Below are 26,060 nucleotides of genomic sequence, written 5' to 3'. Positions count from 1 at the left end.
TGGGGGTGGCTTATGATTGACGGATTTTACGTTTATGAATAGTATAAATTTATAATAAGCATATGCGGCAAAATTAATCTTTAGCTTAGGTTTGTATTTGCTGATTTTTGCTATAAGTATTGTTTTTTCTATATGATTGCGTTTTATGATTTTAGTTGATAGCTATTGTAGTTTTATGGCGATACTGCTAAGGAATTAAAATCCAGTATTTATATATTATAAATTTTCTTTTTTGAAATAAAGTGTTTTAGTTAAGCTATTTTATCTAGTATAAATGGTATGAAAGCAAATTTATTTTTTGGCTCTTTTAAAGACAGTGTTTAATTGTAAATTTTAAACCGAAAATTTAACGCTGCTAATTCTTGCTAGTGGCTTCTTAGCATTGCCGTTAGTATCCTTCAATGTTGGTATTATTTTGGTGTTTCGCAAAACTCGGAGTAAAAATCCAGGGATTGTTCTTAGGATACAGTCTTGGCAAGTCCTATTTCTAGACTTGTTCGCCCTAAGCGAAAGGGAAGCTTCTTTAAAATGATACGTAGCCACAGTTTTTAAAGAAGCTTAGCTTTCTGTCCCACTTAGTGGCGCAAATCCGTTTGGTCTAGGTGCAACGAAGTAACTAGGTGCTGGTAAGTATATTACTTTGTGATATGAGTGATAAATAAGTCACTTATATCTGGCTAGGGCTTTTTATTAAAACTTTGTAAAGTGCTAGTATTGTCTAAAAAGGCTAATTTATTTAAGATTAAAAACAAATTTAAATCAACTAGCCCAAAGTTGGGCTAGTTGAAAAGGGGATGGGCTAGACAGATAATTTAGTCTAGGCGCATTTTTTCATATGGGTGTTTATCTGGGTCTGCGTAGTCATCTAATCCGCTTACCTTTAGTTGTTTTATGTTGTTCATCCAATCTCCAAGTGGATCGTTTGTCTTTGCGTTGTTAATAGGTGCTGGTGCTGGCTCTTTTGCATCATCTGGGGTTTTAAAACCAGTTGCAATGATTGTTACCTCTACTTTATTGTCTGTCATATTTTCATCTGTGGTTGTACCAAAGATGATGTCTGCGTCCTCATCAGCTGCGGTTCTAACCATGGTAAGAGCCTCGTCAATGTCGCTTAGTGGGCAGTCTGGGTGCATTTTAAAGTGGATTATGATACCAAGTGCGCCATCTATTGATATGTTGTTTAAAAGTGGGGATTGTATGGCATTTTTTGTCGCTTCTTGCGCGCTTTCATCGCCTGTTGCCACACCCATTCCCATTAGTGCCATGCCTCTATGCTCCATCACAGTTTTTACGTCAGCAAAGTCTATATTTATGTCGCTTTTTCCAGAGTCAAGAATAACAGTACACATGCCATTTACTGCTCTTGATAGGACATTATCTACCATCTTAAAGCTCTCTTTTATGCCAGCTTTTCTATCTATTATATCAAGTAGCTTCTCGTTTGGTATGACAACTATGGAGTCGCTTTCTTTGCGTAGCTCGCTAAGACCTAAATCTGCTAGCTTTCGCCTTTTATTGCCTTCAAAGTTAAAAGGCATGGTGACTACGGCGACTGTTATAGCACCCATCTCTTTGGCTGCTTGAGCTACCACTGGAGACGCTCCAGTACCAGTACCACCACCTAATCCAGTGGCAATAAATACTATATCCGAGTCCTCCAGTACGCTTTTAAGCTCCTCATAGCTTTCTTGTGCTGCTTCTCTACCTGTCTCTGGCTTCATACCAGCACCAAGCCCTTTTGTCTTTTTTTCACCGATTTGAATTTTTGTGTGAGCTAGAGATCTATCTAGAGCTTGCAAGTCTGTATTTGCTACTATTAGATCTATATTTGTGGGCGCATATTCAGCTATCATGTGATTTAGCATGTTGCCTCCACCTCCACCTACGCCGATGACTTTTATTTTTGCACCATAAGCACTTCTTGCTTCTTCTACTTCATACGCATTCATTTTCTCCCCTTAAAATAGTTGTGTTATTTTATTCCAGATATTTTTAAACCAGCCACCAAGCCCAAAACTTGTGCTTTCTTTGTTTATGGTAGCTATTTCAGATAGATCGTCTCGCTCGCTGCTTATATTTGCTGTTAGCTCCTCTATTACAGTATAGCTAGGTTCTGTCTGGTTTTTTGAAATTTCAGGCTCTAGTAGGCTTTTAAAGCTTTTTTGCTTTGTTTTTAGTACTTCACCCTTGTATCTCATGTTTTTTTCTGAGTCAAACTCATACTGCGTAAAACCACCAGCTCCATACATACAAAGCCCAACAGCGCAAGAATAGGCTGGGTCGTTTATCATCTCATAAAGTCCGCCCACGGGTTTTGGTCTGGCTATTCTTACTGGCTTGTCAAATATGGCTGAGGCTATGCGTCTAATGCCGTCTAGTTTTGTCATTCCGCCAGTGATTACGATGCCTGCACCAGCTAGCTCCTCTCGTCCGCTATTTGCTAGGCTTTTGGCTAGTACGGCTACGGTTTCATGAATCCTAGCATAGATTATATCTAGGATTACTTTTAGTGATATTTGCTCTATTTTATCCTCGCCTATTTTAGCTACGTCTACTACGTCTAAGGACTTTGATATGTAGCTACTATAATTTAGCTTTATCTCCTCAGCTTGTGGTACCGGGGTGTGTAGCATCCTAGATAGGTCGTAGGTTATCGTATTTGAGCCAACTTCTAAAAAGTCATTGTATCTTAGCGAATTTCCAGAGTGGATTACCACATTACAAGTCTCTCCACCCATGTCAACTACCGCAGCCCCTAGCTCTTTTTCATCGTCTGTTAGTGTGGCTATTGCTGAAGCGTATCCTGAGAGCACTAGATTATCTATCTCCACGCCTGCTAGACTTACGGCTTTTCTTAAATTTAATATAGGGGATTTTTCAGCTATTATGATATGCGTTAGCACCTCAAGTCTAGCTCCGTTCATGCCAAGTGGGTCTTCTATGTCTGCTTGATTGTCGACTTTAAAGCTATATGGCAATATGTGGATTTTTTCATATCCTGCAGGGATATTTGCTGCTTCATCTGCCATTTGCATAGCACGCCTAATCTCGGATAAATTTATATCATGCTCTGGTATGTTGACATATCCACTGCTTTCTATGCTTTTTGTGTATGCCCCAGATATCGAAACTATAACCTGTTCAAATTCCGTCCCAGCTACTCTCTGCGCACTTGTTAGAGCCTCTTTTATAGATTTTGCAGCTAGTTCTATGTTGTTAATTACGCCCTTTTTTACACCCTGTGCTTTTTGTGTGCCAACGCCTATGACATTTAGCCCTGAGTCTGTGCGCTCTGCTATTATGGCGGTTATCTTAAAAGAGCCTATATCTATGCCTAAAATTCTACCGTTCAAGAGAGTTACCTTTGTAAATATTCTTCTACTTTATAACGCTTTCTTAACTGCGCTATAAGATCTTTGAAAAGCTCGTTATTTTTAAGAGTTTTGGCATTTTGCTCCACTAACGTTTTGTACTTTTCGCTAACGTTAGTAAGCAATTTTTGTTCCAAAATATCATAAACTACAGCTTTTTCGCCTAATATTACATAGCCTTTTTTGTTAGTTGAGTTAAAAAGCTCTGTTATAAAATTTGATATTTCTATCTTGCTTAGTCCATTTATATTTGCTTCATAATCCCTGCTAAGCCAGATAGCATTGTCTTTAGGTATCGAATTTATCGCCTGTTCTGCTTGTTTTTTTAGCTCGCTTGCTAGTTTTTCTTTTATGTATATTTTTTCTACCTCAGGCTTTGCTTCTTGATAGCTTAGTGGTTGTGGCGGAGTTATTTTTGTTATTTTTGCAACCATGAATTTATCGCCGTTTAGTATCGGTTTTATACTTTCTCCTACCTTTGCTTTTGTGATTTCACTTATTTCAAAAGGAGCGTTTTGTTGTGTTAGTGTCATTGTTTTTTCAGGTGTTATCTCCCCTTTTTTTATGGAGAGATATTTTTTTAGCGCCTCTTGGCGGGTTTTGTCTATGCTATAGTCCTTTATTACAGCTTCTTTTGCGGCTTCAAAATCGAGCAATTTATCATCAGATGACTTATAATTTGACATATGTTCGTCATAGTATAGTCTCAAGCCAGCTTCGTCGCTACTGTCTTGTACCACAGGTACTTCTATGAAATTTAAAGTGTATGATGTTTGGGATTTGTATAGGTCTTTATTTTTTTGCCATAGCTCTTTTAATTCGGCTTCATCGATTTTTATCATGTCTTTATTTAGACTTATTATTTTTAGAGCCACTTTATCTTTGCTGAAAAATGCACCATTAAATAATTCCAAATCTTTAGCGTTGGTTCCAAGTGATATGGCATTTCTTAGCTTGTTTATTAGGATGGCCTTTTTTAGGCTATTTTCGTACTCTTTTGGTTCTATGTGGGCATTTTTTAGGGCGTTTAGATAAATTTCTTTATTAAATTTTCCATTCTGTGAAAAATTTTGATCATTTATAATCTGGTTTAACACATCCTCATCACTCGCCACTAAGCCCAAATCGCTTGCAAAATTAATAAGTAGTGCATCTTCAATTGCTGCATTTATTGCTATGCTTTCCAAATTCATCTTATCAGCGGTTTCTTTATCGAGTTTACCGCCCATAATGCCGTTGTAGTAGCTATAAATTTGTGAGTATTTTTCTTGCACATCTTGAATGCTTATGTTTGTCTTGCCTACGCTTGCTAGCGAGGTAGCTCTGCCTTTGTTAAAATCATACGCACCCCAGCCGACAAATCCAGCTCCAACAAAGGCTATAGTGCTTATCCATATCGTAACCACAAGGTATTTTTTATGCTTTTGCATCCAAGTTATCATACTTTTTCCTTAAAGATTTTAAAACAGTATTGCGATTTTACCTTAATAACGCTTAATCAAGGTTAAAAATAGCCGAATTTATGGCGAATTTTTTAAAATTACTAAAAATTTTATGTATTTTTGTTAGTGAGTTTGTTAGCGTGGTTTAAAAGTATTTTATTAAGCTTTTATCAAATTTATAATACTATTGGTTTAAAAATTTACAGGATAGTAGTTGAACTCGCCACATATTCCAGTCTTACTCAAAGAAGTTTTATCGGTGTTTGAACAAAGTACAGGACTTTTGCTTGATTGTACTTTGGGCTATGCTGGGCATTCGTCTGCCTTGCTTGAGCAAAATGATAGTGTAGATTTAATTGCTTGTGATAGAGATGATGAGGCTATTTGCTTTAGTTCGCAGAGGCTTTTGAAATTTAAAGATAGAGCTAGGATTGTAAAAAGTCCATTTTCTGAGGTTTTTTCGCATATTTTGGATGGTGAAACTCGCAAAATAAGGGGGATTTTGGCAGATATTGGGGTGAGTTCGCTTCAGCTTGATAAAAATGAGCGCGGATTTTCGCTAAATTCTGATAGTTTGGATATGCGAATGGATGCTTGTAATGGCGTGAGTGCAGCAGATATTGTAGCGGATTACTCAAAAGAGGAGCTTGAGCGAATTTTTAGGGATTACGGCGAGCTTACAAATGCTTCAAAAATCGCCCAAAAGATAGTGCAAGAACGGCTAAAATCCCCTATAACAAGCGCAAAACAGCTTAGGGATATTTTAAGTGAGTTTAGGGTGTTTGGCAGGTCTGTAAGTGTGCCTACTTTAGTGTTTCAAGCGCTTAGAATAGAGGTAAATGACGAGCTAGGAGAGCTAAGAAGGCTCCTTAAAGCCATACAAGAACGCGCGAAAGATGGGCTTTTAAGCAATTGCTTGGTGGCTATTATTAGCTTTCACTCGCTTGAGGATAGAATGGTAAAAGAGGCTTTTAAAAGCTGGGCTAGAGATTGCGTATGTCCTAGCGAGCTAATGCGGTGCGAATGCGGTAAAAACCACAGTCTAGGTGAGATAATAACCAAAAAGCCGCTCACTGCTAGCCAAGATGAGATTAGATTAAACTCACGAAGCAAGAGCGCAAAATTACGTGTATTTAAAATAAGGTAAAGTAAATGAACAATGTGCAAAAAGTGGCTAAAAGTGGCATTAAAAAGCCAAATTTAGACAAAAGTGCCATGGAGATATTAGCTAGAATAAATAATCACGAAAAAGCACCAATAAAATCGCAAAAAATCCAAAACAAAACTCAAGCTTTAAAACCAAAAAAGGCTTTAAATTTAAGACCCGATGATAGCTCTAAAAATACTAAGCCAAAAGATAGCACCGATGAAAAAATAGAGCTTTTAAACCAAGCTGACGAATCGGAGGAGAATATCAGTTTTTATCAGCTTCTTTTGGTATTTTTGGTGATTTTTATAGCTCTTGTGGTTTTGCTACCAAAGGTTTATATTTCAAATCAAATTTATTACCTAAGTAAAGAGGTAAGCCAGCTAAATAGTAAAAAAGATGTGCTTTTGGAGGAAAAGAGCCTACTAAACTCAAAAATAGAGGAGATAAGCTACAAGCAGCAAATTTTACCAATGGTGGAGCAAAGATGAGCGAAGTAGCGATAATATGGGGCTTTTCTGGGGTGGCATTTTTGATTTTTTTAGCCTTTGTGTATGCCTTTTTTAGTACTAGGCGGCGTGAGGCGGATCTTAGGCAGTGGCAAGGCGCAATCAGTGCGCAGATAGAGGCCATTAGGGCTTCTGGGGAGAGTAGAGCAGGGCAGCTTGAGCTACTTAGAAGTCTAAGTGAGGCTAGAGCAGGGCAGACCGAGCGGGCTTTGGGTGAGATAAAGGCTAGTAGCGCAGAGTCGGCGCTTGCGTTATCTGATACCTTAATAGACCGCTTTTACCTGCTAAACTCAAGTCTAAGCAAATCTCAGCAAAACACTCAGCAGCTTTTGCAAGATAGTTTAAAAAACATAGACGATGGCTTTAAGGCAGTCAGAGAAAAGGTCGCTAGTATCGAGCATTTGGGGGATTTGCGTGATAGTATAGATGAGTTTAGTCGTATCTTTAGCTCGCAAAAACTTAGAGGAAACTTTGGTGAGTTTGAGCTTGAGAGAGTGCTTAGCGTGGGCTTTGGTGCAGCGTCAAATTTATATGAGCTTCAGCATAGGCTTGATAATGGCAGGATTGCAGACTGCGTTTTAAAGTTAGCGCATGATGAGATTGTTTGCATAGATGCGAAGTTTCCGCTTGAAAACTACCGTCGTATGGTCGATGCTGATGATGAGGCGACTTTAAAATCTGCCACAAAAGAATTTGAAAAAGACGTCAAAAAGCATATCCTAGACATATCATCGCGCTATATCATGCCGCCGCAGACGCTTGAGTATGCAGTGATGTTTGTGCCAGCCCAGGCGGTGTTTTTGCGTATTAGTGAGAGTGCCGGGCTGCTTGAGTATGCGCTTGAGCGAGGCGTATTTATTGCTTCAGCTAGCACTCTTATGCCTCTTATTTACTCGCTTAAGCTGCTTGTAAGAGATGTTTCTTTGGCAAAGCATGCAAATGAGGTAAAGGCTGAAATTTCAAAGCTAGCGCAGGATTTTAGTGAATATGAGAGTGCTAGGGTAAGCCTTGCAAAGGCGCTTAAAAAGGCTATTAATGATTTAAGTGTACTTGACGCGCGCTCACAGGTGCTTTTGACACGTTTTAGGGCTATCGAGGGCGGCAATGAGAGGGATTAGCCCTGGCGCTTTATTTTCTCGCGCTGCCTTATCTTTAGCAAAGTACGACCCAGCTAGATTTTACCTTATTTATGCGCTTAAAGCCACCGTTGCCATGGCGCTAGCCGCTACACTTGCGTTTGTGTGCGGACTTGGCATGAGTGGGGCGATATTTGCGTTAAATATCACGATGGGGATATTTTTCTTAGGCGACCTTGATACCACAGATAGGCACAAGCTTGGCTTTTTGGCGCTTTATCTTGTGCTTTCAAGCTGCTTTTTGCCTATGGTGCATTATTTTATGGCGCTTAGGCACTGGCTATTTTTGCCTGTTTTTATCTGGATATTTTTTGTTAGTTACAGCGTGGCTTATAATGTAAATTTAAATAAAATCTTGCTCGTTGTTAGCACAACTGGATTTGTCGGGTTTATAGCCTATGAGAGCGGAATACTTGATGTTTGGCGAGCTGTGGCTGGTCTTTGGGTAGGCTGGGGAGTTTCGGTTAGTATTAAATTTGGTAGATTTAATAGATATGGCGCATTTGTTTTTAGAAGTATGCAGACTATGATAAATGACGCTTGTGATATGACTCGCGCACTAAAATCAAGCCAGAGGGAGTTTAACAGTGCTAGCGATAAAACCATATCTCACATAAACTCACTAAAAGCGATGTTTAAAAATGATAGTATAAATTTAAAAGACGCTAGGCTTATTAGAAACCACGCTAGAGCGGTATTTTACCTGTATAAAATGGAGGAGATTTATTATTCGCTTATATCGATTAGGGGGCTTTTTTTAAATATCCCAGACAAGCAGCTTCTCTCGTCTGTACGCTGGGAGATATTCCATAATCTACGTGAGCTAAGCCGTCTGCTTGAGGGCAAAAGTCCTAGGCTAAAAGATAGCGCATTAAATGCTGTAAAACAGAGCCGATTTAGCATACTTGCAAGTGCGCTTGAGGTGCTTTATTCACATGTAAATTTAATAAAAGAGGGCGGTGAGGATAAAATTTCACTAAAAGGGCAAAATCAAATCAGTCTTAAGCAGTGGTTTTTGGGTATAAGCTTGCATGACGCAAAGACTTTAGCTGCGCTTCGTTTTGCTTTTTGTGTTAGTATCGCAATTTTTATTTCGCAGGTTACTAAGCTAGATCACGGCGTTTGGATAGCGGTTGCGGTTTTTAGTTTAAATCGCACAAATCGCTACACTCTAAAAGCAGCTGGCAGGGATAACATAATGGGCGGACTTTTGGGGTTTGGGCTGGCTATGGGAGCTATTAGCCTGTTTGGCAGTCTGCCTGTTATGTATGTGTTGGCAGCTTTTGGAATGTTTTTGGTTTATTATCTTAAAAACTACTCACAATTTGCCTTTGCTATGGCATTTATGTTTGAGTTTTGTACCATTTTTTATTTTATAAAAGACGATTTTATGACGCTTATGCTACATAGGCTCTTTGATGTATTTTTGGGATTTGTGGTGGTTTATGTGGTTTCGCTTTTTACTCTGCCAAAGGATAGCGAGGATCTTAAAGTGAAGGTAAAAACAGCCCTTGATAGCTTTATAGGATTTTTTGATGATACTCTGATAGGACATAAAAAAGGCTCTTTTGTGCCAAGCGAGCAGAGGATTTTAAGTGCGCTTCTTGCTCTTAGAAGTGCTGCGTTGGTGAGCAAAAATGACAAGGCTAGGCAGATAGCTAGGCTTTTGGAATTTATTAATACGGATCTAATTAGCCTTAGAAATTACATAAAAGCCCTAAGGGATAGGGAGCAAAGACAGGCTGCGATAGATAGCGATTTAGCTATGCTTGAGCGTAGATTTGAGATGATGAGCAAAAAGCTAAACTCGCTACCTTATTATTTTGTCAAAGAGGCAAATGAGAAAATCTTAAGCGCAGATGACGCAAAGCTAAACTATCTAATAACTCGCGTCTTAAATCTACAAAATGAAATTTATTCGCTCCTTTGAGCGTCTAAAAGCCTTGATAGGACATATTGTTCTAGCTCTTTTTTGGGTATGTCGTGCTTTATTGCTTCGTTATAAATCTCCTCTACCTTGCTTGAGTATTTTTCGTATGCAAAGTATGGAAAATGCACAGTCCACGCCTTTTTTATCTGTATTTTACTTATCTCTTTTCTAGCCCAGACTTTAAACAGATCAAATCCAATAAAGACAAAGGATGTTACAAGTACGGTTGAAAATATAGAGATATGTGGGTCGATTTTACTTAGTCCGTAATGCGTCAAAATAAGTAGCGGCAGGAGTATTAGTACGCAAAATATCCCATAAATTTGATAGGTTTTGTAGTGGTTAAAGCGGAAATTAAGCTTTGCTCCATCTACTAGCATACCCTCGTTATAAAGGCAGTTTGCCTCAAGTAAATCACGAAAAAGTATTGGCTGTTTTGATATTATAAAGATATGTTTTAGGATTTTGTCCTTCATGCTCTGTCCTTTTTGCGTTATTATATCAAATTTATTTATTTTATATTAAATAGAATGTATCGATTTTTGCTAGAGTTTAAATTTAAAGCCTTATTTATTACTTTTGCCAACTATAAAAGACACCTGCTTAAGAGTGGCAAAGCCAAATTTAATGCGTATTATCGTCTTAAATTTGATGAGGCAAGGGTTAAAGATGTGCTAAAATCAGCGTTTAGCTTGGTATAGACTTGCTATAAAGCTGCAAGCATAAAAGACTAAAAGCAAGCTAAACACCGTTTTGGTGCAATAAAGCCTTTGCAATCTTATTTGGCTGGATAAATTTATTCCCTTTATAAATCGTGGTCAACATTTAAATTTACTCACAACCACACCAAGGCTATCTAACGTTTTTTCATTTAAAGCTCATCGTAAAAGCCAAAGCCTCTGTGTTTATGGGGCTTATTGGTGCCAAATCATATCTTTTTAAATTCCGCAGCTTTAATAAAAGCCTCTAAGCTGAGTTTTATTGCACAAGAAGGTGTGGTTCTTTTATCTTTTGGCGGATCATAGGAGCTTTTTTGCTAAAGTCTATCAAATCCTCCACACTTTGAATACTAAAAGGCAGTGCATTTAGGCAGTGCGTAAAAATCTGCGTGGCAGCTATCGCGTCGCTAAGTGCGCGATGATGGGTGTTTTGCACGCCTAAAATCTGCTTTAGCGTCTCAAGCCCATATCTATGGCTTGGTATCGTTCGCCTAGCTAGGTCTATAGTGCAGATTTTGCGGTTTAAAAGCTCTGGATAGCCAAGGTTTGTGAGGGTTTGTGAGATAAATGTAAAGTCAAAATTTACGTTATGCGCAACAAAGACTGCGGAGTTTAGATAAATTTTAAATCTTTCCATAACGGTTGCAAGCGGTGGTGCGTCGACTAAATCTGTGCTTGTAATGCCAGTTAGCTCTGTAATTTCATCAGGCACACTCGCGGCAAAGGCAAAGCTTTCAAATGTATCAAGTATTTTGCCATTTTGTATTCTTACGGCTCCTACTTCTATGATTTGTCCGCTTTTTATGCTACCTGTAGTCTCTATATCTACCACGCAAAAAATTTGCTCGCTTATGGCTCTTTTTCTAGTGGCTAGCTCGTAGCGCCCACTACTGTCTTTAGCTATCTCAAGTCCAAGCCCCTGCCACTCACACAGATCTCTAATGTTGATAAAATCGGAGATCTCACCTATATGTTCGGCCTTGCTGATTAGCTCTTGCCATGTTAGGCTTGAGTGAGCTATGATATTTAAAAAATTTTCTAGCTTTTGCTTCAAAACTGCATCTTTAGCGCACGTATGGCCTCCTCATATGAGCTTGAGGAGAATATATAATTGCCTGCGACTAGCACGTCTGCGCCAGCTTCGTCAAGCTCTGGAGCGTTTAATCCGTTTACTCCGCCATCTACTTCTATTAAGCATTTAGCATTTTTGCGCTCTATTAGCTCTCGTAGGGCGCGGATTTTTTCGTATACTACAGGCATAAATTTTTGTCCGCCAAAGCCCGGATTTACGCTCATTAGCAGCACCATATCAACCTCTGTGATTATATGTTCTAGAGTGGATACTGGAGTGTGAGGATTTAGCACTATGCCGGGGCTTATGCCCTTATCTCTTATGTATTGTATGAGACGTAGAGGGTGCTTTTCTTCCTCTATGTGAAAGGTTATAAATTTTGGATTAAATTTCAAAAACAGATCCACGAAAAATGGTATATTTTCCACCATTAGATGTATATCAAGTGGCTTTGTAGCGACTTTGGCTACAGCCTCCACGACTAGCGGACCTATAGTTAAATTTGGTACAAAGTGTCCATCCATCACATCTACGTGTATGAGATCTGCGCCAGAGTCGCAAATAGCCGCTATTTCTTCATTTAGCCTACCAAAATCAGCCGATAAAATACTGGGTGCTACATACATTGATTACCTGCTCCGAGCGTAATTTATAAATAATTTTGGCACATATTTTAACATTACTAAGCTTTGATAAAATATAAAATCTTTAAATTTAAGTTAATATTTTGCTTTTTTTAGGTAAAATCCAAGCTAAAATTTTTGTAAAAGGACAGCAAAATGGCAAAAAGATGTATGGTAACTGGCAAGGGTCCAATGGTCGGACACAACGTAAGCCACGCTAACAACAAGACTAAGCGAAGATTTATGCCAAATCTAAGAACAATTAGAGTAATGCTAGAAGACGGCACCACTCAAAAAATTCGTGTAGCCGCCTCTACATTACGCACCATGAAAAAAGAGTCAAAATAATTTAGTCTTTATAATTATGCTTTGGCGTACTTTTTGTGCGCCTCTTTGCTTTTTATGATTTAAAGAGTCCTGAATTTCTTTATAATTTTATTTTTAAATCCACAGATAGCTTTAAAATTTTTAAGCCATTATTTTTATCATCTGCTGATTAAATTTATCTAGCTATGAATAAAAGAGCCTTTTCTCCACCAACTTCTAAATCAACGCAAGCTCCAGTACTACCTGTATCTACCTCTTTTTGAAGGATAAAGACTTTTGGCATAGATGATTTTATATCCACACCCATACTTAAAAAATATTTTAATATATTAAGCCCTATGACATTCATAAACTCTACGATAGAATCCTCCATCTCATCATTAAATCTATCTTTAATTATGCTGGCTATACTTGGTGGCAAAGAGAGCATTATTTTAAAATTTATAGCTCCATAAAAGGCTATTGAGCCACATATGTAGCCTTCGTATATATCATAGCTTCTAAGCCCTACATCGCCTCGACAGACTATCAAATTTGACACCACGCTTAGTGTATTTAGGTTTATTTCTATGATATTTGGGAGGTATTCGACTATCAGTTTTGTAATTCCCGTTTGTCCGCTTTCGTATGTTTTTCCTGTAGGGTATGAGTTTTCGTTGTACTTTATAAAATCATTAAAGCTATTAAAAAGCAGTATCTCAGCCTCTTGCAATAATGAGATAATACCTGCTGGTACTGAGCTTTTATTGATTCCACATATGGCTAGGCTTGCCCCTCTGGTTGCGCTTATTTTTGCTAATGATACCAAAAAATTTGCACCGAGTATATTTGTAATGCTTGCTGCATCCACAATAAGGGCGAAAAATTTAAATCCAGATGCCATTAGGCTTTTATGGTATTCCATGTCAAATTCTAAGTTAAACTCAGAATCTATAAGTCCGCTTATTTTGTAGACTATTATATCATCATGGTTAAATGTCTCTATTATCTTTTTTGCGATATTTAGTGTAGTCCAGCTACCTACTGCGTATTTATATTCGCTCCTTTTTTGGATAAATTCACGAAAGTTTTTACACACCACGCACTCATATCCTCTATCAGCAAGTCTTCTTTGTATAAGCTCTCTCTTTTGGACATTGTTGTTAAATAAAAGTACCTCTTTGGCAAGTTTTGCGCTACTTACCCTACCAAAAAACAAAGCCGCTTCCTTGTGGCTTTCAAATAGCGAAAATGCGACTATTACGCCCAGATTTTTGAGTATGATTTGATGCTTGTATGTAGTGTAATCGCAAATCCCTACGCTAAGCCCAGTGCGTGCGGCTATGTCTTGTAGCATTGTTACTGTTTGCATTAGCCACTGTTTGTCAAAATAGATGACGTCTCTAAGTGAAACCAAAACGCATTCGCATTGTCTAGCTAGTATGGTATTTATCTCTGTTTCGCCTATCTTTATGCTTTTGTTTTTTAAAAAGCCAAAAGGTCTTAAAATAGTCAATGCGCCCTTATAGTGTATCCTCATTTGCCTCGCCCAGTTTTTCTTTTATTTTTTCTACTTCGCCCAAATTTAGCTCATCATCAAAATCAAATATGTATCTTAAATTTGTAGTGCTAAAAATTTCTCGACTAAACTCAAACCCAAAGAGCATTTTTGATAGCATAAAATCGGCATGCATTTCGTTTTTACCTTTATTTGCACACTCTGATAGCTTTTGGGCTTGCTCTAATATTTGAGCGTCCATATCCCAAATTTTTAGTGTCTCATAAAGAAGCTCAAAGCCATTTACTTTAGCTGTGGCTTTAAGGAGCTTGTTGTAGCTTAAATTTGTCATATATGTAAGCGCACAAGGGTCTATTAGTATATCCTTAAGTACAGCTTCGCAAATCCCTAGCATAAGCGGTAAAAATACAAAAATTTGATTATTTTTATCTGGGGTTTTAATATCATAAAAATCAAACAAAAAATAGCATATAAATAGCCTGAAATTTATTGGATTTAGCTTTAAAAGCTTCCACTGCTTTGGGGCTGCGCTATATACGTAATAAAGCCTAATAGCGTCTAGCATCACTCTATTTCCATACTCATCAAGCTTGCCTTGCTTAGATAAAAGAGGCGTATTTTTTAGCTTTTTGTGGATTGAATTTATGGAGGATATAAATTTTGAAAGCTCTGTATCTTGCTTTATCTTTGCTATGGCTGCGCTTAAGTTTCCTTGCATTAGCACGCTTTCGCACTCTTTTGCGCTACTGTCTGGCTTTGGCAACTGTGAGATTATGTGGAGTGCTTTTTGTTGTAAGGACTCTTGCTTAAGCATTATTTTCCACCATATTAGACCTACTTTTAAATTTATTTAATAGAGCATATTATCATTATTAAAAATCATGATATTATATTTATTTTTCTTTAATTACCATTTAAAATTTATCTATAAATATGCTATTTGTATTTAATTCAGCAATTATTTAGGAATTTTTAGAGAAAATTAATAAATACTACATCATTTGAAAGGATAAAAATGCTACACGAATACAGAGAAGAAATAAAAGCTTTAAAAAATGAAAACAACCATTTTGCAGCTCTTTGGGAGAAGCATAACTCACTAGATGACGCCATAGAAAATGGTGCTGCGCTATCTGATATGGAGCTTGAGAAGCTTAAAAAAGAGAAGCTTTTAGTAAAAGATGAAATTTATTCTATGATACTAAAATATAAAAAAGAACACGAAGCTTAATCCCCAAATAAAACCCACATTTATATGTGGGTTAACATCTAGTTTTATTCTTGCATTTTTTAAATTGGGATAATAAATTTAACGTCTAGCTTACTGCAAAAAGCCTATTTTTTGCTTAATTCTAAATCAAGCCTTGCTTGCATCATCTCTTTGGTATTTTGTAGCCAGTTTTCATCAGTGGTGTCAACAATAGGTAAGAATATTACTTTTATCTCCCCACTACCAAAGCTAAAGCGCTTTGAATCCATGATGTTTGTGCCTACAAGCAACACTGGTTGTACATTTAAATCAAGCTTATCGGCTAGCATTTTTGCACCATTTTTAAATTTGCCAATTGTTATACCGTCTGTTCTAGTGCCTTCTGGAAATATGGCTATAACTCGCCCTTCGCTTACACGCTCCTTTGCCTCTTTTAGCATTTTTACCACAGCGCGAGGGTTTGACCTCTCAAGAGGGATCATTTTTGGAATTTTGAGGATTTGCCCTATTATTGGTATCTCTCCTATCTCTTTTTTGGCGACCCAGCAGAGATTTTTTGGGCTTATTTCCTCCATTATTACAATATCAAGCATACTTGCGTGATTTAGTATGACCATATTTGCGCTTTCATCGAGCTTGCCCTCTACTTTTAGGCTGTATCCTCCAAAAAATCTCTGAGTTTTAGCCCAAATCTGCCTTATTTTATGTATTGATTTTCGAAAGCAAAACATAAAGATAACTACGCTGATTATGGATATGATAAACTCAATAGAAAAAAATAGCGCCTTAATTTTTCGTAACATCATCTCTTTTTACCCAACCTACCTGACTGATCCCGTCTTTGTTAAATTTAATTTTGTAATAATCACCAGCAGAATCTAGTATTTTTACACCTTTTTGCACCCTGCCAGTTTGCTCATAAAATGCAGTTGATGAGGATATAGGTAGTATTCTTACCTGCGTATCTGCCTTTAGTACAACGATATTTAATGGATTATAAACATAAGCGCCCAAAAATATAAAAAATATTAATCCAACTATATAAATGAGCCTTTTTTTCCATATTGATAGCACTAAAAATAGCGCCGCAAGTGCAAAAATTATGGTGTTTTTGTAAAATTCAAAATATCCCTCTTGCGGATTTAGTCCAACTTGTGTGCTTACCTCATCATTTTCTAGCTTAAGCCCCATTTTTTCGATTATTTTGATTCTATTTTGCTTTAGATTATAATAGGTAAATGAGAAGTTTTTAATCCCGCTTTTTATAACAGCAAAATAATAAGCACTTTGTTTGTTAAAATCTCCGACTACAGTATCTATATCTTGTCTTATTATATCTGGATTGTCTATGTGAAAGTTTCTTAAATTTACATTAGAGCCTTTAAGCTCAATCATTATTATATTATGCTCATCATCAAATTTTTTTAATCTAAAAGAGCTGGCTTGTAGGTCGTCTGCTACAATATGGCTATATCTGGTTTGCTCAAAATCGACAGCCTTAATTTGTGGCAAAAATACGTTTATTGTTTTTTGCTGGAATGTGTCTTGATTTGCTAAGACTTTTAACTTAAGTGCAAAGCTTTTTAGGCTACTTGAATTTGCTTGAAAGTACAGGGTGCTTGAGTAAAGACCATTGCCTATATGCGCCCATTTTACGCCTTTGTGGTTTAGCCAAGATAGGCTCTGCCCCTCTATGCTTGTTTCAAATTTGAGACTTAAATCACTTTGAGTGTCGGCTGTGATTTTCATGCTAAAGACCTGCCCAACATAAACAGACTCAGGCATACCTGATACTTTTAGCTTCAGTTCAGGGGCTTTTAAGTGCTCGTAAAGCTGCTCATCTGGGACATTTACTTCATCGGTTGGGGCAAATTTTAAGTCGCTTCCGCGTATTACTTCTGTTATCTCTTGTCCTATTTTTGGCTGCTGTTTTGCGCTTGCAGCTGGACTTTCTGCTATTATGTCAAAAATATCTTGTGCAAGCACGACTTCGTATAAGGCGTTTATTAAAATTAGCACCAAAAGCTTTTTTAGCATAAGAATCCCTTAAGCATTTTAACCCCATCATCACTGCCTAACACTTTCTGGCAAGCTCTTTCTGGGTGCGGCATAAGCCCAAATACCCTCTTATTTGTATCGCATATGCCAGCGATTGCTTCTATTGAGCCGTTTGGGTTTAGATTGTTGCCGTCTTTGTCGCAGTAGGTTAGTAAAATTTGATTGTTTTGCTTTAATTTATCAAGCCCATTTTCATCTATGTAATAATTGCCTTCACCATGAGCTATGGGTATATTTAGAACCTCTGATATTTCGCAGTTTTGCAGGAATTTATTATCATTTGATGCGACTTTTAAAAAGTGCATTTTAGAGATAAAATCAAGTCCACTGTTTCTATGTAGTGCGCCTGGTAGTAGACCAGCTTCGCAAAGTATCTGAAATCCGTTGCAAATTCCAAGCACATATCCACCTTTTTTTACATGTAAAAACAGCGATTTCATGGCTGGACTCAGCTTTGCTATTGCTCCAGTACGCAGATAATCTCCGTAGCTAAAGCCGCCAGGAAGTACGACTAAATCAGCGTTTGCAAAGCTATTAGTGTGCCATATTATTTCGCATTTTGCTCCTAATAACTCAAAGGCATAAGCCGTATCTCTTTCGCAGTTTGTGCCAGGGAAATTTATTATAACTACCTTCATAAGACTATCTCATACTCTTCTATTACAGGATTTGCTAAAAGCTCCTCGCACATCTTTTCACACAGGATTCTTGCTGCGTCTTTGTCTGCGGCGTCTAATTCTAGGACTATTTGTTTTTTCATTTTTACCCCTTTGACACTATCAAAGCCAAGCGCTTGAAGTGCTTGTTCGGTTGTCTTTGCTATAGGGTCTAGCACGCCTTGTTTTAGCGAGATATTTATGATAGCTTTCATTTTTTTCCTTTTTTAAGATAGTATGCGGCGTAAAACCTCTTCGTAGGCGACCTTTACATCACCAAGCCCTTGTCTAAAGCGGTCTTTGTCTAGTTTTTCATTACTGTTTGCATCCCAAAATCTACAGCTATCTGGGCTTATCTCATCAGCTAATAGGATATTTCCGCCTTTATCTACGCCAAATTCGACTTTAAAATCAACTAGCTTTAAACTTCTAGCTTCAAAGAATTTAACAAGTACAGAATTTATCTCTCTGCCCAGTTTTCTTAGGGTGTTTAGATCGTTTTCGCTTTTTACTAGCCCCATTATAAGGCAGTGTTCGTCGTTTACCAAAGGATCGCCTAAATCATCATTTTTATAGTAAAACTCAACTAAGCTAAAAGGCAAAACTGTACCGTCTTTTATCCCGAGTCTTTTGGTTAGCGAGCCAGTTGCTATGTTTCTTACGACTACCTCAAGTGGAATTATGTCTACTTTTTTTATAAGCTGCTCATTTTCGCTTAGTACTCTTACTAAGTGGGTGGCTATGCCATACTCGCTTAGCAGATTAAAAATCTGAGTGCTAATTTTATTATTTAGCGCACCTTTCCCGATTTCTGAGCCTTTTTTTTCTCCGTTAAATGCGGTTAGGTCGTCTTTAAATTCTGCTATTAAAAGATCTTTGTCATCTGTTGTATAGAGGCGTTTTGCCTTTCCTTCATAGGCTAAATTTATCCTTTGCATGCTGCTTTTTCCTTTATTTGGACTTGATTTTTAATACTTTGATCGTGTCTATGGCTGTTTTTAATTGCAAATCATCATTGACCTGTTTTTGGCTTATTTGGTCTTTGTCTGTTTCTTGTTTTATTTCCTCTTTTTTCTCTTTCGGTTCTATTTTTTCTAGCTCGTTTTGAAGGTGTGCTTTTAGTTCGCTTTCTTTGATTGAGAAGTTATCGCTATCGTTTTGTGGTACCTTTGCTGCTGATACTACGACGTCTGGCTCTACTCCAACTGCTTGTATGCTACGTCCGCTAGGAAGGTAGTATTTTGCTATTGTTATCTTTAGAGCTTCTAGTTTATTTATAGGCATTATTGATTGTACGCTACCTTTGCCAAATGTTTTTTCACCCACTATTATTGCACGTTTAGTGTCTTGCAGTGCACCGCTTACTATCTCGCTAGCACTTGCACTTCCACCATTTACCAAAATGACTAAAGGAGCTTTTGTTAAAGTATTTCTAGGGCTTGCTTTATATGTTAGGTTTTCGCCCTCATTGCGCCCTTTTTGTGATACTATTACGCCATCATCTACAAAAAGATCCACTAAATCAACAGCCTGATTTAATAACCCTCCTGGGTTATTTCTTAAATCCAATATAATTCCATCGACATTTGGATATTTTTTTATCGCATCGCGTGCCTTTTGAGTTACGTTTTTATCAAAATTACTAACCCTGATATACAAAATATTGTCGTTTTTTATGAGTTTTGAGCTTACGCTTTCTACTTTTATTATATCTCTTGTGAGCTTTATGTCAAACGGCTTTGGCTCGCCTTTTCGTACTATTGTTAAGGTAATAGGCGTTTTTGGCTTTCCGCGCATTTTATTTACCGCTTCATCTATAGTAATGCCAAGTGTTGCCTCGTCATTTATTTTTAAGATTATATCTCCAGCTTTTATTCCAGCTTTATAGGCTGGGGTATTATCTATGGGGGCTATTACTGTAAGTGCACCATCTTTTATGCCTACTGTTATGCCAAGTCCGCCAAACTCGCCACTGGTTTGCACTTGCATATCTTTTAGGGCTTTTTCATTTAAAAAGCTAGAGTGTGCGTCAAGATTTTGCATAAGCCCAGTTATGGCTTTGTCTATTATGTCGTTAAATTTAATATCATCTACGTAGTAAGTCTCTACTTTATTAATCGCATTTTGTAGCTTTTTTAGGGCTTCTAGGCGCTCTTTTTCGCTTGTAGTGTCTTTAGCTATTGCAAATGATGCTGCAATTGAGCAAGTAATTGCTGCTGTGATAAATTTATTTAGGGTTTTCAACTTTTCTCCTAGAGTTAGTGAGATTTTGGGTGCTATTTTAGTTATTTTTGGCTAAAAAAAGCATAAAATATATAAATGTTTTAGAATTTTACCAAAATTAAGTAAATTTAATAAAAAAACTTGACATTAATAGACTAAAGTTGTATAATGCCATCATTATAAAAGTTAAAAGGAAATTATATGGCAAATATAGCTGAAAAATTAACATCGCAAATGACTAGTATAGTAGATAACTCAGTCAGCCTTGCGATACATAATAAAAACCCAGAAGTGGCGCCTTTGCACCTGCTTTGGGCTTTGGTGGCTGATAGTAGCTCACTTTTAAATCAAGTCTTTAACAAGCTAGGCACTAGTCGCGAGGCGGTGGAGCTTGAGATAAAAAGCGCTGTTTTGCGGCTTCCAAGTAGTTCAAATGTAAGTAAAGAAAGTATTAAATTTAGCCACGCAGCCGTTAAGTCATTAGAGCTTTCTGAGGCTTTAATGGTAAGCTTAGGTGATAGCTACATCGCTGTGGATACGTGGATAGTGGCAAATGCTGGCGAGGCGTGGTTTAAGGATGTTCTTGATAAATTTATTGACCTTGGTGAGCTAAAAAAGGAGTTTGAGCTTATCAGGGGTGGCAAGAAAATCGACAGCCAAACCGCCGATGAGACGCTAGAAACCCTAGCCAAATACGGCATAGATCTCACGCAAAAAGCCCGTGAAAACGCCATTGACCCAGTCATCGGACGGGATGAAGAAATATTAAGAATGGAGCAAATCCTAATCCGCAAAAGCAAAAATAACCCAATTTTGCTAGGCGAACCAGGCGTGGGAAAAACCGCCATCGTAGAGGGACTTGCCCAGCGAATAGTGCGTGGCGAGACGCCTACAAGCCTAGCAAATAAGCGAGTCATCGCCCTTGATATGAGTGCATTAATAGCTGGGGCGAAGTATCGTGGGGAGTTTGAGGACAGGCTAAAAGCGGTCATTGACGAAGTCAAAAAAGCGGGCGACGTGATACTCTTTATCGATGAAATTCACACTATCGTGGGCGCTGGGGCAAGCGAAGGCAGTATGGACGCGGCAAATATCCTAAAGCCAGCCCTAGCACGTGGCGAGCTGCACACTGTAGGGGCGACGACGCTAAAAGAATACCGCAAATATTTTGAAAAAGACGCTGCGCTACAAAGGCGTTTTCAGCCTGTTAATGTCGCTGAGCCAAGCGTAAATGAGGCGCTGCAAATTTTGCGTGGGATAAAAGAGCGTCTTGAAGTGCATCATAATGTAAGCATAACTGATAGCGCGCTTGTGGCTGCGGCAAAGCTGAGTGATCGCTACATCAGTCAGAGATTTTTGCCAGATAAGGCGATAGATCTAATCGACGAAGCAGCAGCTGAGCTAAAAATTCAAATAGAGTCTGAGCCGTTTGAGCTAAGCAAAGTTAAGCGTGAGATAGTAAATCTCCAAGTCGAAGCTGAAGCCATAAAAATGGAGGATAAAAACAGCCCACGCTTAGCCGAGATCGATAAAGAGATAGCAAATTTAAACGAGCAGAAAAACGCTCTTAGCGCTAAATTTGAAAACGAAAAGGCTGTTTTTAACGGCATAGGCGAGGCAAAAAAGAGCATAGATAGCCTAAAAAACGAAGCCGCCATCGCTAGACGAAACGGCGAGCTAAGCAAGGCAGCCGAGCTAGAGTATGGGCAAATACCAGCCGCACAGGCAAAGGTGGCCGAGCTAGAAGCACGCTGGGAAGCCCTAAGCAGTGCGGGCACACTGCTAAAAAACAAGGTCGATGAGGATATGGTCGCTGGGGTGCTTAGTAAATGGACTGGTATAAGCGTAGCAAAAATGCTAACTAGCGAGCGCGAAAAGTACCTAAAAATCGAAGATCATCTGCGTGAAAATGTCGTGGGGCAAGACGCCGCCCTGCACGCCCTAGCGCGCGCTATCAAGCGAAATAAAGCAGGGCTAAGCAGCCAAAGCCGCCCGATAGGAAGCTTCCTTTTCCTTGGGCCAACTGGCGTAGGTAAGACCGAGAGTGCAAAGGCTCTGGCTAAGTTTTTATTTGACGATGAAAGGGCGCTCATTCGCTTTGATATGAGTGAATATATGGAAAAGCATAGCGTCAGCCGCCTGCTAGGTGCGCCTCCAGGCTACGTGGGCTATGACGAGGGCGGACAGCTTAGCGAGGCGGTGCGTAGACGCCCTTATAGTGTGATACTTTTTGACGAGGTTGAAAAGGCTCACAAGGACGTATTTAACGTGCTTTTGGGCATACTTGATGATGGCAGAGCGACGGATAATAAGGGCGTGGTGGTCGATTTTAAAAACACCATCATAATCCTAACCTCAAACATAGCAAGCGATGCGATTATGAATTTAAGCGGCGATGAGCGAGAAGCGGCGGTAAATGCGGCACTTAGAGCGTATTTTAAGCCGGAATTTATAAACCGCCTTGATGATGTCATCACCTTTAATCCGCTTAGCGAGGATGAGCTCATTAAAATTGTGGGCATTATGTTTGCTGGGCTTGCTAAGACGCTGGCTGAACGTGGCATAAAGGCTAGCCTAAGTATGAGCGCTAAAAAACTAATCGCAGGGGTGGGCTTTGATCCAGATTACGGCGCAAGGCCGCTTAGACGGGCACTTTATGAGCTGGTAGAAGACGCACTGGCAGAGAAAATCCTGCGTGATGAGCTAAGAAGCGGCGATGAGATAATAATCGACGCAAATGATGAAAAAATCGTGATAAAAAAGCTTAATTAGCCATTTAAATTTGCTAGCTTTTAGGGCTAGCAAATTTTATCTAAAACTCTTCGCACCTCTGTCTGTAGGTGCGCTAACATCCAAAAATCCTTCACAAACTACCAGTGTCTCTACCGAGTTTCCGTGGCCAAGCTCGCTTACTCTTGCGTTACTGCAATTCTTATACACGCAGTCTATATCATCAAATTTAGCCACTTTTTTCTTAGTTCTTGGCTCATTTATTTGGAGAAAAAACTAATGCCATCGCACTTACCCCATTTGTTTACTATTATTTTGCTATGTTCTATGCTTAAAACTCCGTCATAGACAGAGAATAATTTTACGCAGCTGCTGTTAGTATCGCTACAGCTTTTTGTTATTAGTAGATTTTCTTTAGAATGTTTGCTTGCGGAATTTGTTATTTTAGCAGGAAACTTTACTGCTTTTAGTGAAGCAGTGATGGTTATTATTGCACCAATTGCTAGAATTATTTTTTCATATTTTATCCTTATAATGAATTTATATGGTTTTACTATGACCCCCCCCTAACTTAAAATTCGATTAATATTTATGGAGTTTAAAAAACATTAATAAATGGATTATATAATCAAAGTTTTGATTTTTATTCTCAAAAAGGAAAGAGTTATGAAAAAACAGTTTTGGCTTAAAATACATACCTATATAGCGATATTTTTTCTTCCATTTATGCTGCTTTTTGCTGCTACTGGGGTAGGGCATTTGCTAGGATTTAACCAGTTTTCTGGCTCGTCAAAGCAGGTGTTTGAGTTAAATATTGCCCCTACTAGCGCCAAGGATGAATTAAAAGGTGTGCTTATTGATACGTTAAAAGCGCATGAGCTTTTTATACCAGGTGGATATGAGCGCGTTAGAGATGGTAAATTTAGCCTAAATAACGCCAAATATGCAGCCAGTATATTTAACAAAGACGGCAAAATGGTGGTCGAATATAGCGAGCGCACGTGGTTTGGTACTATGTATAGCATGCATTTTGGGCATGGAAGTAAGCTTTTTAACTGGCTAGCCATTATATTTTCAGCCTTTATTTTGGTTGTTTATTTAAGCGGTTTTATAGTTACAGCATGGTGTAAAAGATACCAAAAATCGGCAATCATGGCACTTATAGGAGGTGTTCTTGTCGTGGCATTTTGCTATTTTCAGGCAATAAATATTTAAATTTGATATAATTTATTTTAAATTTACTCAAGGATAAAAATGAAAGAGATAAAGCGGCTTTTAGCGACAAAGGAACTGGTCGATAGTGCATCGCAGATACTTGATGTGCGTTCGCCATTTGAGTGGGATGACACTGGGGTTATAGCGGGCTGTAAAAAGGTAAGCCTTTATAATGATGATGGACTTATGAATGAAAACTTTGTAAGCGAGGTCGATGACTTAGGGTTTAATAAAGATGAGCCGCTTTATGTGATTTGCCACTCTGGTGTACGCAGTCAGGCAGCTGCGCAGATACTGGCTAGAGTCGGTTTTAAGGAGCCTGTTAGCCTAGATGGTGGCGTGGCAAAGCTTGGCGTGGATGGATATGAATTTAGCAAGGAGTAGGGCGGGTGAAATTTAGAGTTTTTACGCTTTGCTTTTGTCTTGCTACGCAGTTTTTGTACGCCTCTAGCGATGAGACAAATAGCCATAAATGCGACCTTTTAAAGCGAGATTGCAGTATTGCTGGCGTAAGCGTAAGTCTAAGGGATAAAAATCTAAAAGCCATGCGGGAAAATACGCTTTTGCTAAAGGGTGAAATAATAGCGCCAAACATAAAAATAAAGGGTATTCAAATGGATATGGGTGATATGCCAGTGAGCGTAAAAGCGCTGAAAAATGGTGAATATGAGTTTAAATTTATCCCAGCTATGTGCATGATGCCAACTATGAGCTATGAGGTGTTTTTATACAGTGGCGAGAGCCTTGTCGGCAAGGTTGGAGAGTTTGGTATAAGTCATTGATTAAATTTCAAATATTGTTTAAAACTTAAACAAAAATAGTCTTTATTTTTCCTAATTTAAAGGCTATTTTTATAAATTTGACTACTAAAATACACATTATTAATTATAAAAATAATAAAAAATAAATTTTTAAGTATTATTTAATATTTTAAGCCTTACAATGTAGATGAATTTTTATTGAAAGGTTTTGTATGAATTTCAAAAGCTTTGATCTTCGTTGGATGCTCTCCCTTTTTGGTACCGCTGTTGGAGCGGGAATATTGTTTTTGCCTATTCGCGCTGGTACTGGCGGGTTTTGGCCTATTGTGGTGATGTGCTTTTTGGTTTTTCCGATGACTTATTTATCGCACAGAAATCTAGCTAGGTTTGTAAACTCAGGCTCAAGACCGCAAATGGATATAACACAAGTTGTTACAGAGCATTTTGGTAGTGGCTGGGGTGGTGCTATTACAGTGCTTTATTTTTTTGCGATTTTTCCTATATGCTTAGCTTACGGAGTTGGTATTACAAATACTATAAATTCATTCGTCGTAAATCAGCTAGGCTGGGCTGAGCCACACCGCTTTTTCCTTGCGTTTGTGCTGGTTAGTACGATGATGTTTGTGCTCGTGTTTAGTGAGGAGATAGTTACAAAAATCTGCTCTGCTTTGGTCTATCCGCTTTGTGCGATTTTGTTTATTTTTTCTATTTATCTAATGCAGCATTGGAAATTTGAAGCCATTTCAAATGTGCCGTCTTTTGGTGAGTTTGCAAGCGTCATTTGGCTTACTTTGCCAGTTTTGGTCTTTTCATTTAATCATAGTCCGATAATCTCGACATTTGCTCAAAGCGTACAGCGCGAATATCCACAAGATACGGATAAAAACGTCAATAAGATAGAATTTGGCGCTAGTGTTATTTTGCTTATTTTTGTTATGTTTTTTGTCTTTTCTAGTGTTATGTGTCTAAACCCTGATGAGTTTGCAAAAGCTAGACAGATGAATATCCCTATACTTTCATACTTTGCAAATGAATTTGATAGTCCGATAATCGCATACGCTGGTCCACTTGTGGCGCTTCTTGCGATTGCGTCGTCGTTTTTTGGACATTATTATGGCGCATATGAGGGGCTTTGTGGCATGCTTAAAAAGGCAAAAGGTGATGATGGTAAGCCAAATAGCAGAGCAGTAAAAGTGGGTGCAACACTATTTTTATATATTAGCACCGTTGTGGTGGGCTATATAAATCCAAATATCCTAGGCTTTATCGAGGATTTGGGTGGTCCGATAATTGCAGCTATTTTATTTATAATGCCTATAATTGCTATTTATAAAGTCCCAGCAATGGCTAAATTTAAAAACCCTCTCCTTGATGGATTTGTGCTTTTAATGGGCGTGCTTACAATCTTAAGCGTAGTTTATAAAATGGTATAA

At 38.2% G+C, this 26,060-nt stretch carries 26 protein-coding genes; 11 read left to right on the top strand and 15 right to left on the bottom strand.

Going from position 1 to position 26,060, the window contains the following annotated elements:
- Positions 1-812: 812 nt before the first annotated feature.
- The 3 genes from ftsZ to LBC_RS05310 are packed head-to-tail and all read right to left on the bottom strand — an operon-like array spanning position 813 to position 4,813.
- Positions 813-1,949 (bottom strand): cell division protein FtsZ, encoded by a 1,137-nt coding sequence (gene ftsZ / locus LBC_RS05320; RefSeq protein WP_221253250.1) that lies wholly within the window; start codon positions 1,947-1,949, stop codon positions 813-815.
- Between the two features lie 9 nt (positions 1,950-1,958).
- A complete protein-coding gene (ftsA, locus tag LBC_RS05315) occupies positions 1,959-3,353 on the bottom strand; it encodes a cell division protein FtsA (protein WP_221253247.1) in 1,395 nt (464 codons plus the stop codon).
- Positions 3,354-3,358: 5 nt separating this feature from the next.
- Positions 3,359-4,813 (bottom strand): peptidylprolyl isomerase, encoded by a 1,455-nt coding sequence (locus tag LBC_RS05310; RefSeq protein ID WP_221253245.1) that lies wholly within the window; start codon positions 4,811-4,813, stop codon positions 3,359-3,361.
- A 214-nt stretch (positions 4,814-5,027) separates the two neighbouring features.
- On the opposite strand from LBC_RS05310, the gene rsmH reads away from it, so the two are divergent.
- The 4 genes from rsmH to LBC_RS05290 are packed head-to-tail and all read left to right on the top strand — an operon-like array spanning position 5,028 to position 9,535.
- The gene (gene rsmH / locus LBC_RS05305) at positions 5,028-5,960 is read left to right on the top strand and encodes a 16S rRNA (cytosine(1402)-N(4))-methyltransferase RsmH (protein ID WP_221253244.1); all 933 of its coding nucleotides are present in this window, start codon (positions 5,028-5,030) and stop codon (positions 5,958-5,960) included.
- Between the two features lie 5 nt (positions 5,961-5,965).
- Entirely contained in the window at positions 5,966-6,451 is a 486-nt protein-coding gene (locus tag LBC_RS05300) for a hypothetical protein (RefSeq protein ID WP_221253234.1), read from the top strand.
- A complete protein-coding gene (locus LBC_RS05295) occupies positions 6,448-7,587 on the top strand; it encodes a DNA recombination protein RmuC (protein ID WP_221253230.1) in 1,140 nt (379 codons plus the stop codon). Before LBC_RS05300 ends, LBC_RS05295 begins: the two co-directional genes overlap by 4 nt.
- On the top strand, positions 7,574-9,535 hold the full coding sequence (locus LBC_RS05290) for an FUSC family protein (protein ID WP_221253228.1): 1,962 nt from the start codon (positions 7,574-7,576) through the stop codon (positions 9,533-9,535). The genes LBC_RS05295 and LBC_RS05290 overlap by 14 nt, the downstream gene beginning before the upstream one ends.
- Here the strand turns inward: LBC_RS05290 and LBC_RS05285 are convergent.
- The 3 genes from LBC_RS05285 to rpe form a co-directional block, all read right to left on the bottom strand.
- Positions 9,520-10,011 (bottom strand): hypothetical protein, encoded by a 492-nt coding sequence (locus tag LBC_RS05285; protein WP_221253226.1) that lies wholly within the window; start codon positions 10,009-10,011, stop codon positions 9,520-9,522. The genes LBC_RS05290 and LBC_RS05285 overlap by 16 nt on opposite strands.
- A gap of 502 nt (positions 10,012-10,513) precedes the next feature.
- Entirely contained in the window at positions 10,514-11,308 is a 795-nt protein-coding gene (locus LBC_RS05280) for a 3'-5' exonuclease (protein ID WP_221253225.1), read from the bottom strand.
- Positions 11,305-11,952: a ribulose-phosphate 3-epimerase gene (gene rpe / locus LBC_RS05275; RefSeq protein WP_221253218.1), complete on the bottom strand. Its 648-nt coding sequence runs from the start codon at positions 11,950-11,952 to the stop codon at positions 11,305-11,307. Before rpe ends, LBC_RS05280 begins: the two co-directional genes overlap by 4 nt.
- A 153-nt stretch (positions 11,953-12,105) precedes the next feature.
- On the opposite strand from rpe, the gene rpmB reads away from it, so the two are divergent.
- On the top strand, positions 12,106-12,297 hold the full coding sequence (rpmB, locus tag LBC_RS05270) for a 50S ribosomal protein L28 (RefSeq protein ID WP_221253217.1): 192 nt from the start codon (positions 12,106-12,108) through the stop codon (positions 12,295-12,297).
- 154 nt (positions 12,298-12,451) lie between these two features.
- Here the strand turns inward: rpmB and LBC_RS05265 are convergent, their stop codons facing one another.
- Positions 12,452-13,795 (bottom strand): hypothetical protein, encoded by a 1,344-nt coding sequence (locus LBC_RS05265; protein WP_221253216.1) that lies wholly within the window; start codon positions 13,793-13,795, stop codon positions 12,452-12,454.
- Complete coding sequence (locus tag LBC_RS05260; protein ID WP_221253215.1) at positions 13,779-14,588, bottom strand: hypothetical protein; 810 nt, start codon at positions 14,586-14,588, stop codon at positions 13,779-13,781. Before LBC_RS05260 ends, LBC_RS05265 begins: the two co-directional genes overlap by 17 nt.
- Before the next feature lie 201 nt (positions 14,589-14,789).
- Between LBC_RS05260 and LBC_RS05255 the strand changes: the two genes are divergently transcribed.
- On the top strand, positions 14,790-15,005 hold the full coding sequence (locus tag LBC_RS05255; RefSeq protein WP_221253214.1) for a YdcH family protein: 216 nt from the start codon (positions 14,790-14,792) through the stop codon (positions 15,003-15,005).
- Between the two features lie 104 nt (positions 15,006-15,109).
- Here the strand turns inward: LBC_RS05255 and LBC_RS05250 are convergent, their stop codons facing one another.
- The 6 genes from LBC_RS05250 to LBC_RS05225 are packed head-to-tail and all read right to left on the bottom strand — an operon-like array spanning position 15,110 to position 19,942.
- Positions 15,110-15,790 (bottom strand): 1-acyl-sn-glycerol-3-phosphate acyltransferase, encoded by a 681-nt coding sequence (locus tag LBC_RS05250; protein ID WP_221253213.1) that lies wholly within the window; start codon positions 15,788-15,790, stop codon positions 15,110-15,112.
- Positions 15,771-17,021 carry an SH3 domain-containing protein gene (locus tag LBC_RS05245; protein WP_221253212.1) on the bottom strand — a complete coding sequence of 417 codons (1,251 nt, stop codon included), beginning with the start codon at positions 17,019-17,021 and terminating at the stop codon, positions 15,771-15,773. Before LBC_RS05245 ends, LBC_RS05250 begins: the two co-directional genes overlap by 20 nt.
- Positions 17,015-17,680: a phosphoribosylformylglycinamidine synthase subunit PurQ gene (purQ, locus tag LBC_RS05240; RefSeq protein ID WP_221253210.1), complete on the bottom strand. Its 666-nt coding sequence runs from the start codon at positions 17,678-17,680 to the stop codon at positions 17,015-17,017. Before purQ ends, LBC_RS05245 begins: the two co-directional genes overlap by 7 nt.
- The gene (gene purS / locus LBC_RS05235; protein WP_221253208.1) at positions 17,677-17,913 is read right to left on the bottom strand and encodes a phosphoribosylformylglycinamidine synthase subunit PurS; all 237 of its coding nucleotides are present in this window, start codon (positions 17,911-17,913) and stop codon (positions 17,677-17,679) included. Before purS ends, purQ begins: the two co-directional genes overlap by 4 nt.
- 12 nt (positions 17,914-17,925) lie before the next feature.
- Positions 17,926-18,636, bottom strand: a complete 711-nt coding sequence (purC, locus tag LBC_RS05230) for a phosphoribosylaminoimidazolesuccinocarboxamide synthase (RefSeq protein WP_221253206.1) — start codon at positions 18,634-18,636, stop codon at positions 17,926-17,928.
- Between the two features lie 13 nt (positions 18,637-18,649).
- Entirely contained in the window at positions 18,650-19,942 is a 1,293-nt protein-coding gene (locus LBC_RS05225) for a S41 family peptidase (protein ID WP_221253205.1), read from the bottom strand.
- A 180-nt stretch (positions 19,943-20,122) separates the two neighbouring features.
- On the opposite strand from LBC_RS05225, the gene LBC_RS05220 reads away from it, so the two are divergent.
- Positions 20,123-22,693 (top strand): ATP-dependent Clp protease ATP-binding subunit, encoded by a 2,571-nt coding sequence (locus LBC_RS05220; protein WP_221253202.1) that lies wholly within the window; start codon positions 20,123-20,125, stop codon positions 22,691-22,693.
- A 36-nt stretch (positions 22,694-22,729) separates the two neighbouring features.
- Here LBC_RS05220 and LBC_RS05215 read toward each other — a convergent pair whose 3' ends face one another.
- The gene (locus tag LBC_RS05215) at positions 22,730-22,888 is read right to left on the bottom strand and encodes a hypothetical protein (protein WP_221253201.1); all 159 of its coding nucleotides are present in this window, start codon (positions 22,886-22,888) and stop codon (positions 22,730-22,732) included.
- Between the two features lie 429 nt (positions 22,889-23,317).
- Between LBC_RS05215 and LBC_RS05210 the strand changes: the two genes are divergently transcribed.
- From LBC_RS05210 to LBC_RS05195, 4 genes are all read left to right on the top strand, one after another.
- A complete protein-coding gene (locus LBC_RS05210; RefSeq protein ID WP_221253200.1) occupies positions 23,318-23,866 on the top strand; it encodes a PepSY domain-containing protein in 549 nt (182 codons plus the stop codon).
- A gap of 39 nt (positions 23,867-23,905) precedes the next feature.
- The gene (locus LBC_RS05205; protein ID WP_221253198.1) at positions 23,906-24,250 is read left to right on the top strand and encodes a rhodanese-like domain-containing protein; all 345 of its coding nucleotides are present in this window, start codon (positions 23,906-23,908) and stop codon (positions 24,248-24,250) included.
- A gap of 5 nt (positions 24,251-24,255) precedes the next feature.
- Complete coding sequence (locus LBC_RS05200; protein ID WP_221253196.1) at positions 24,256-24,648, top strand: hypothetical protein; 393 nt, start codon at positions 24,256-24,258, stop codon at positions 24,646-24,648.
- A 191-nt stretch (positions 24,649-24,839) separates the two neighbouring features.
- Positions 24,840-26,060 carry an aromatic amino acid transport family protein gene (locus tag LBC_RS05195; RefSeq protein WP_221253194.1) on the top strand — a complete coding sequence of 407 codons (1,221 nt, stop codon included), beginning with the start codon at positions 24,840-24,842 and terminating at the stop codon, positions 26,058-26,060.

Source organism: Campylobacter sp. 19-13652, assembly GCF_019702925.1.
Classification (GTDB): Bacteria; Campylobacterota; Campylobacteria; order Campylobacterales; family Campylobacteraceae; genus Campylobacter_A.
The sequence above is the reverse complement of the archived record's forward strand: the minus strand, read 5'-3'. Positions and strand labels throughout refer to the sequence as shown.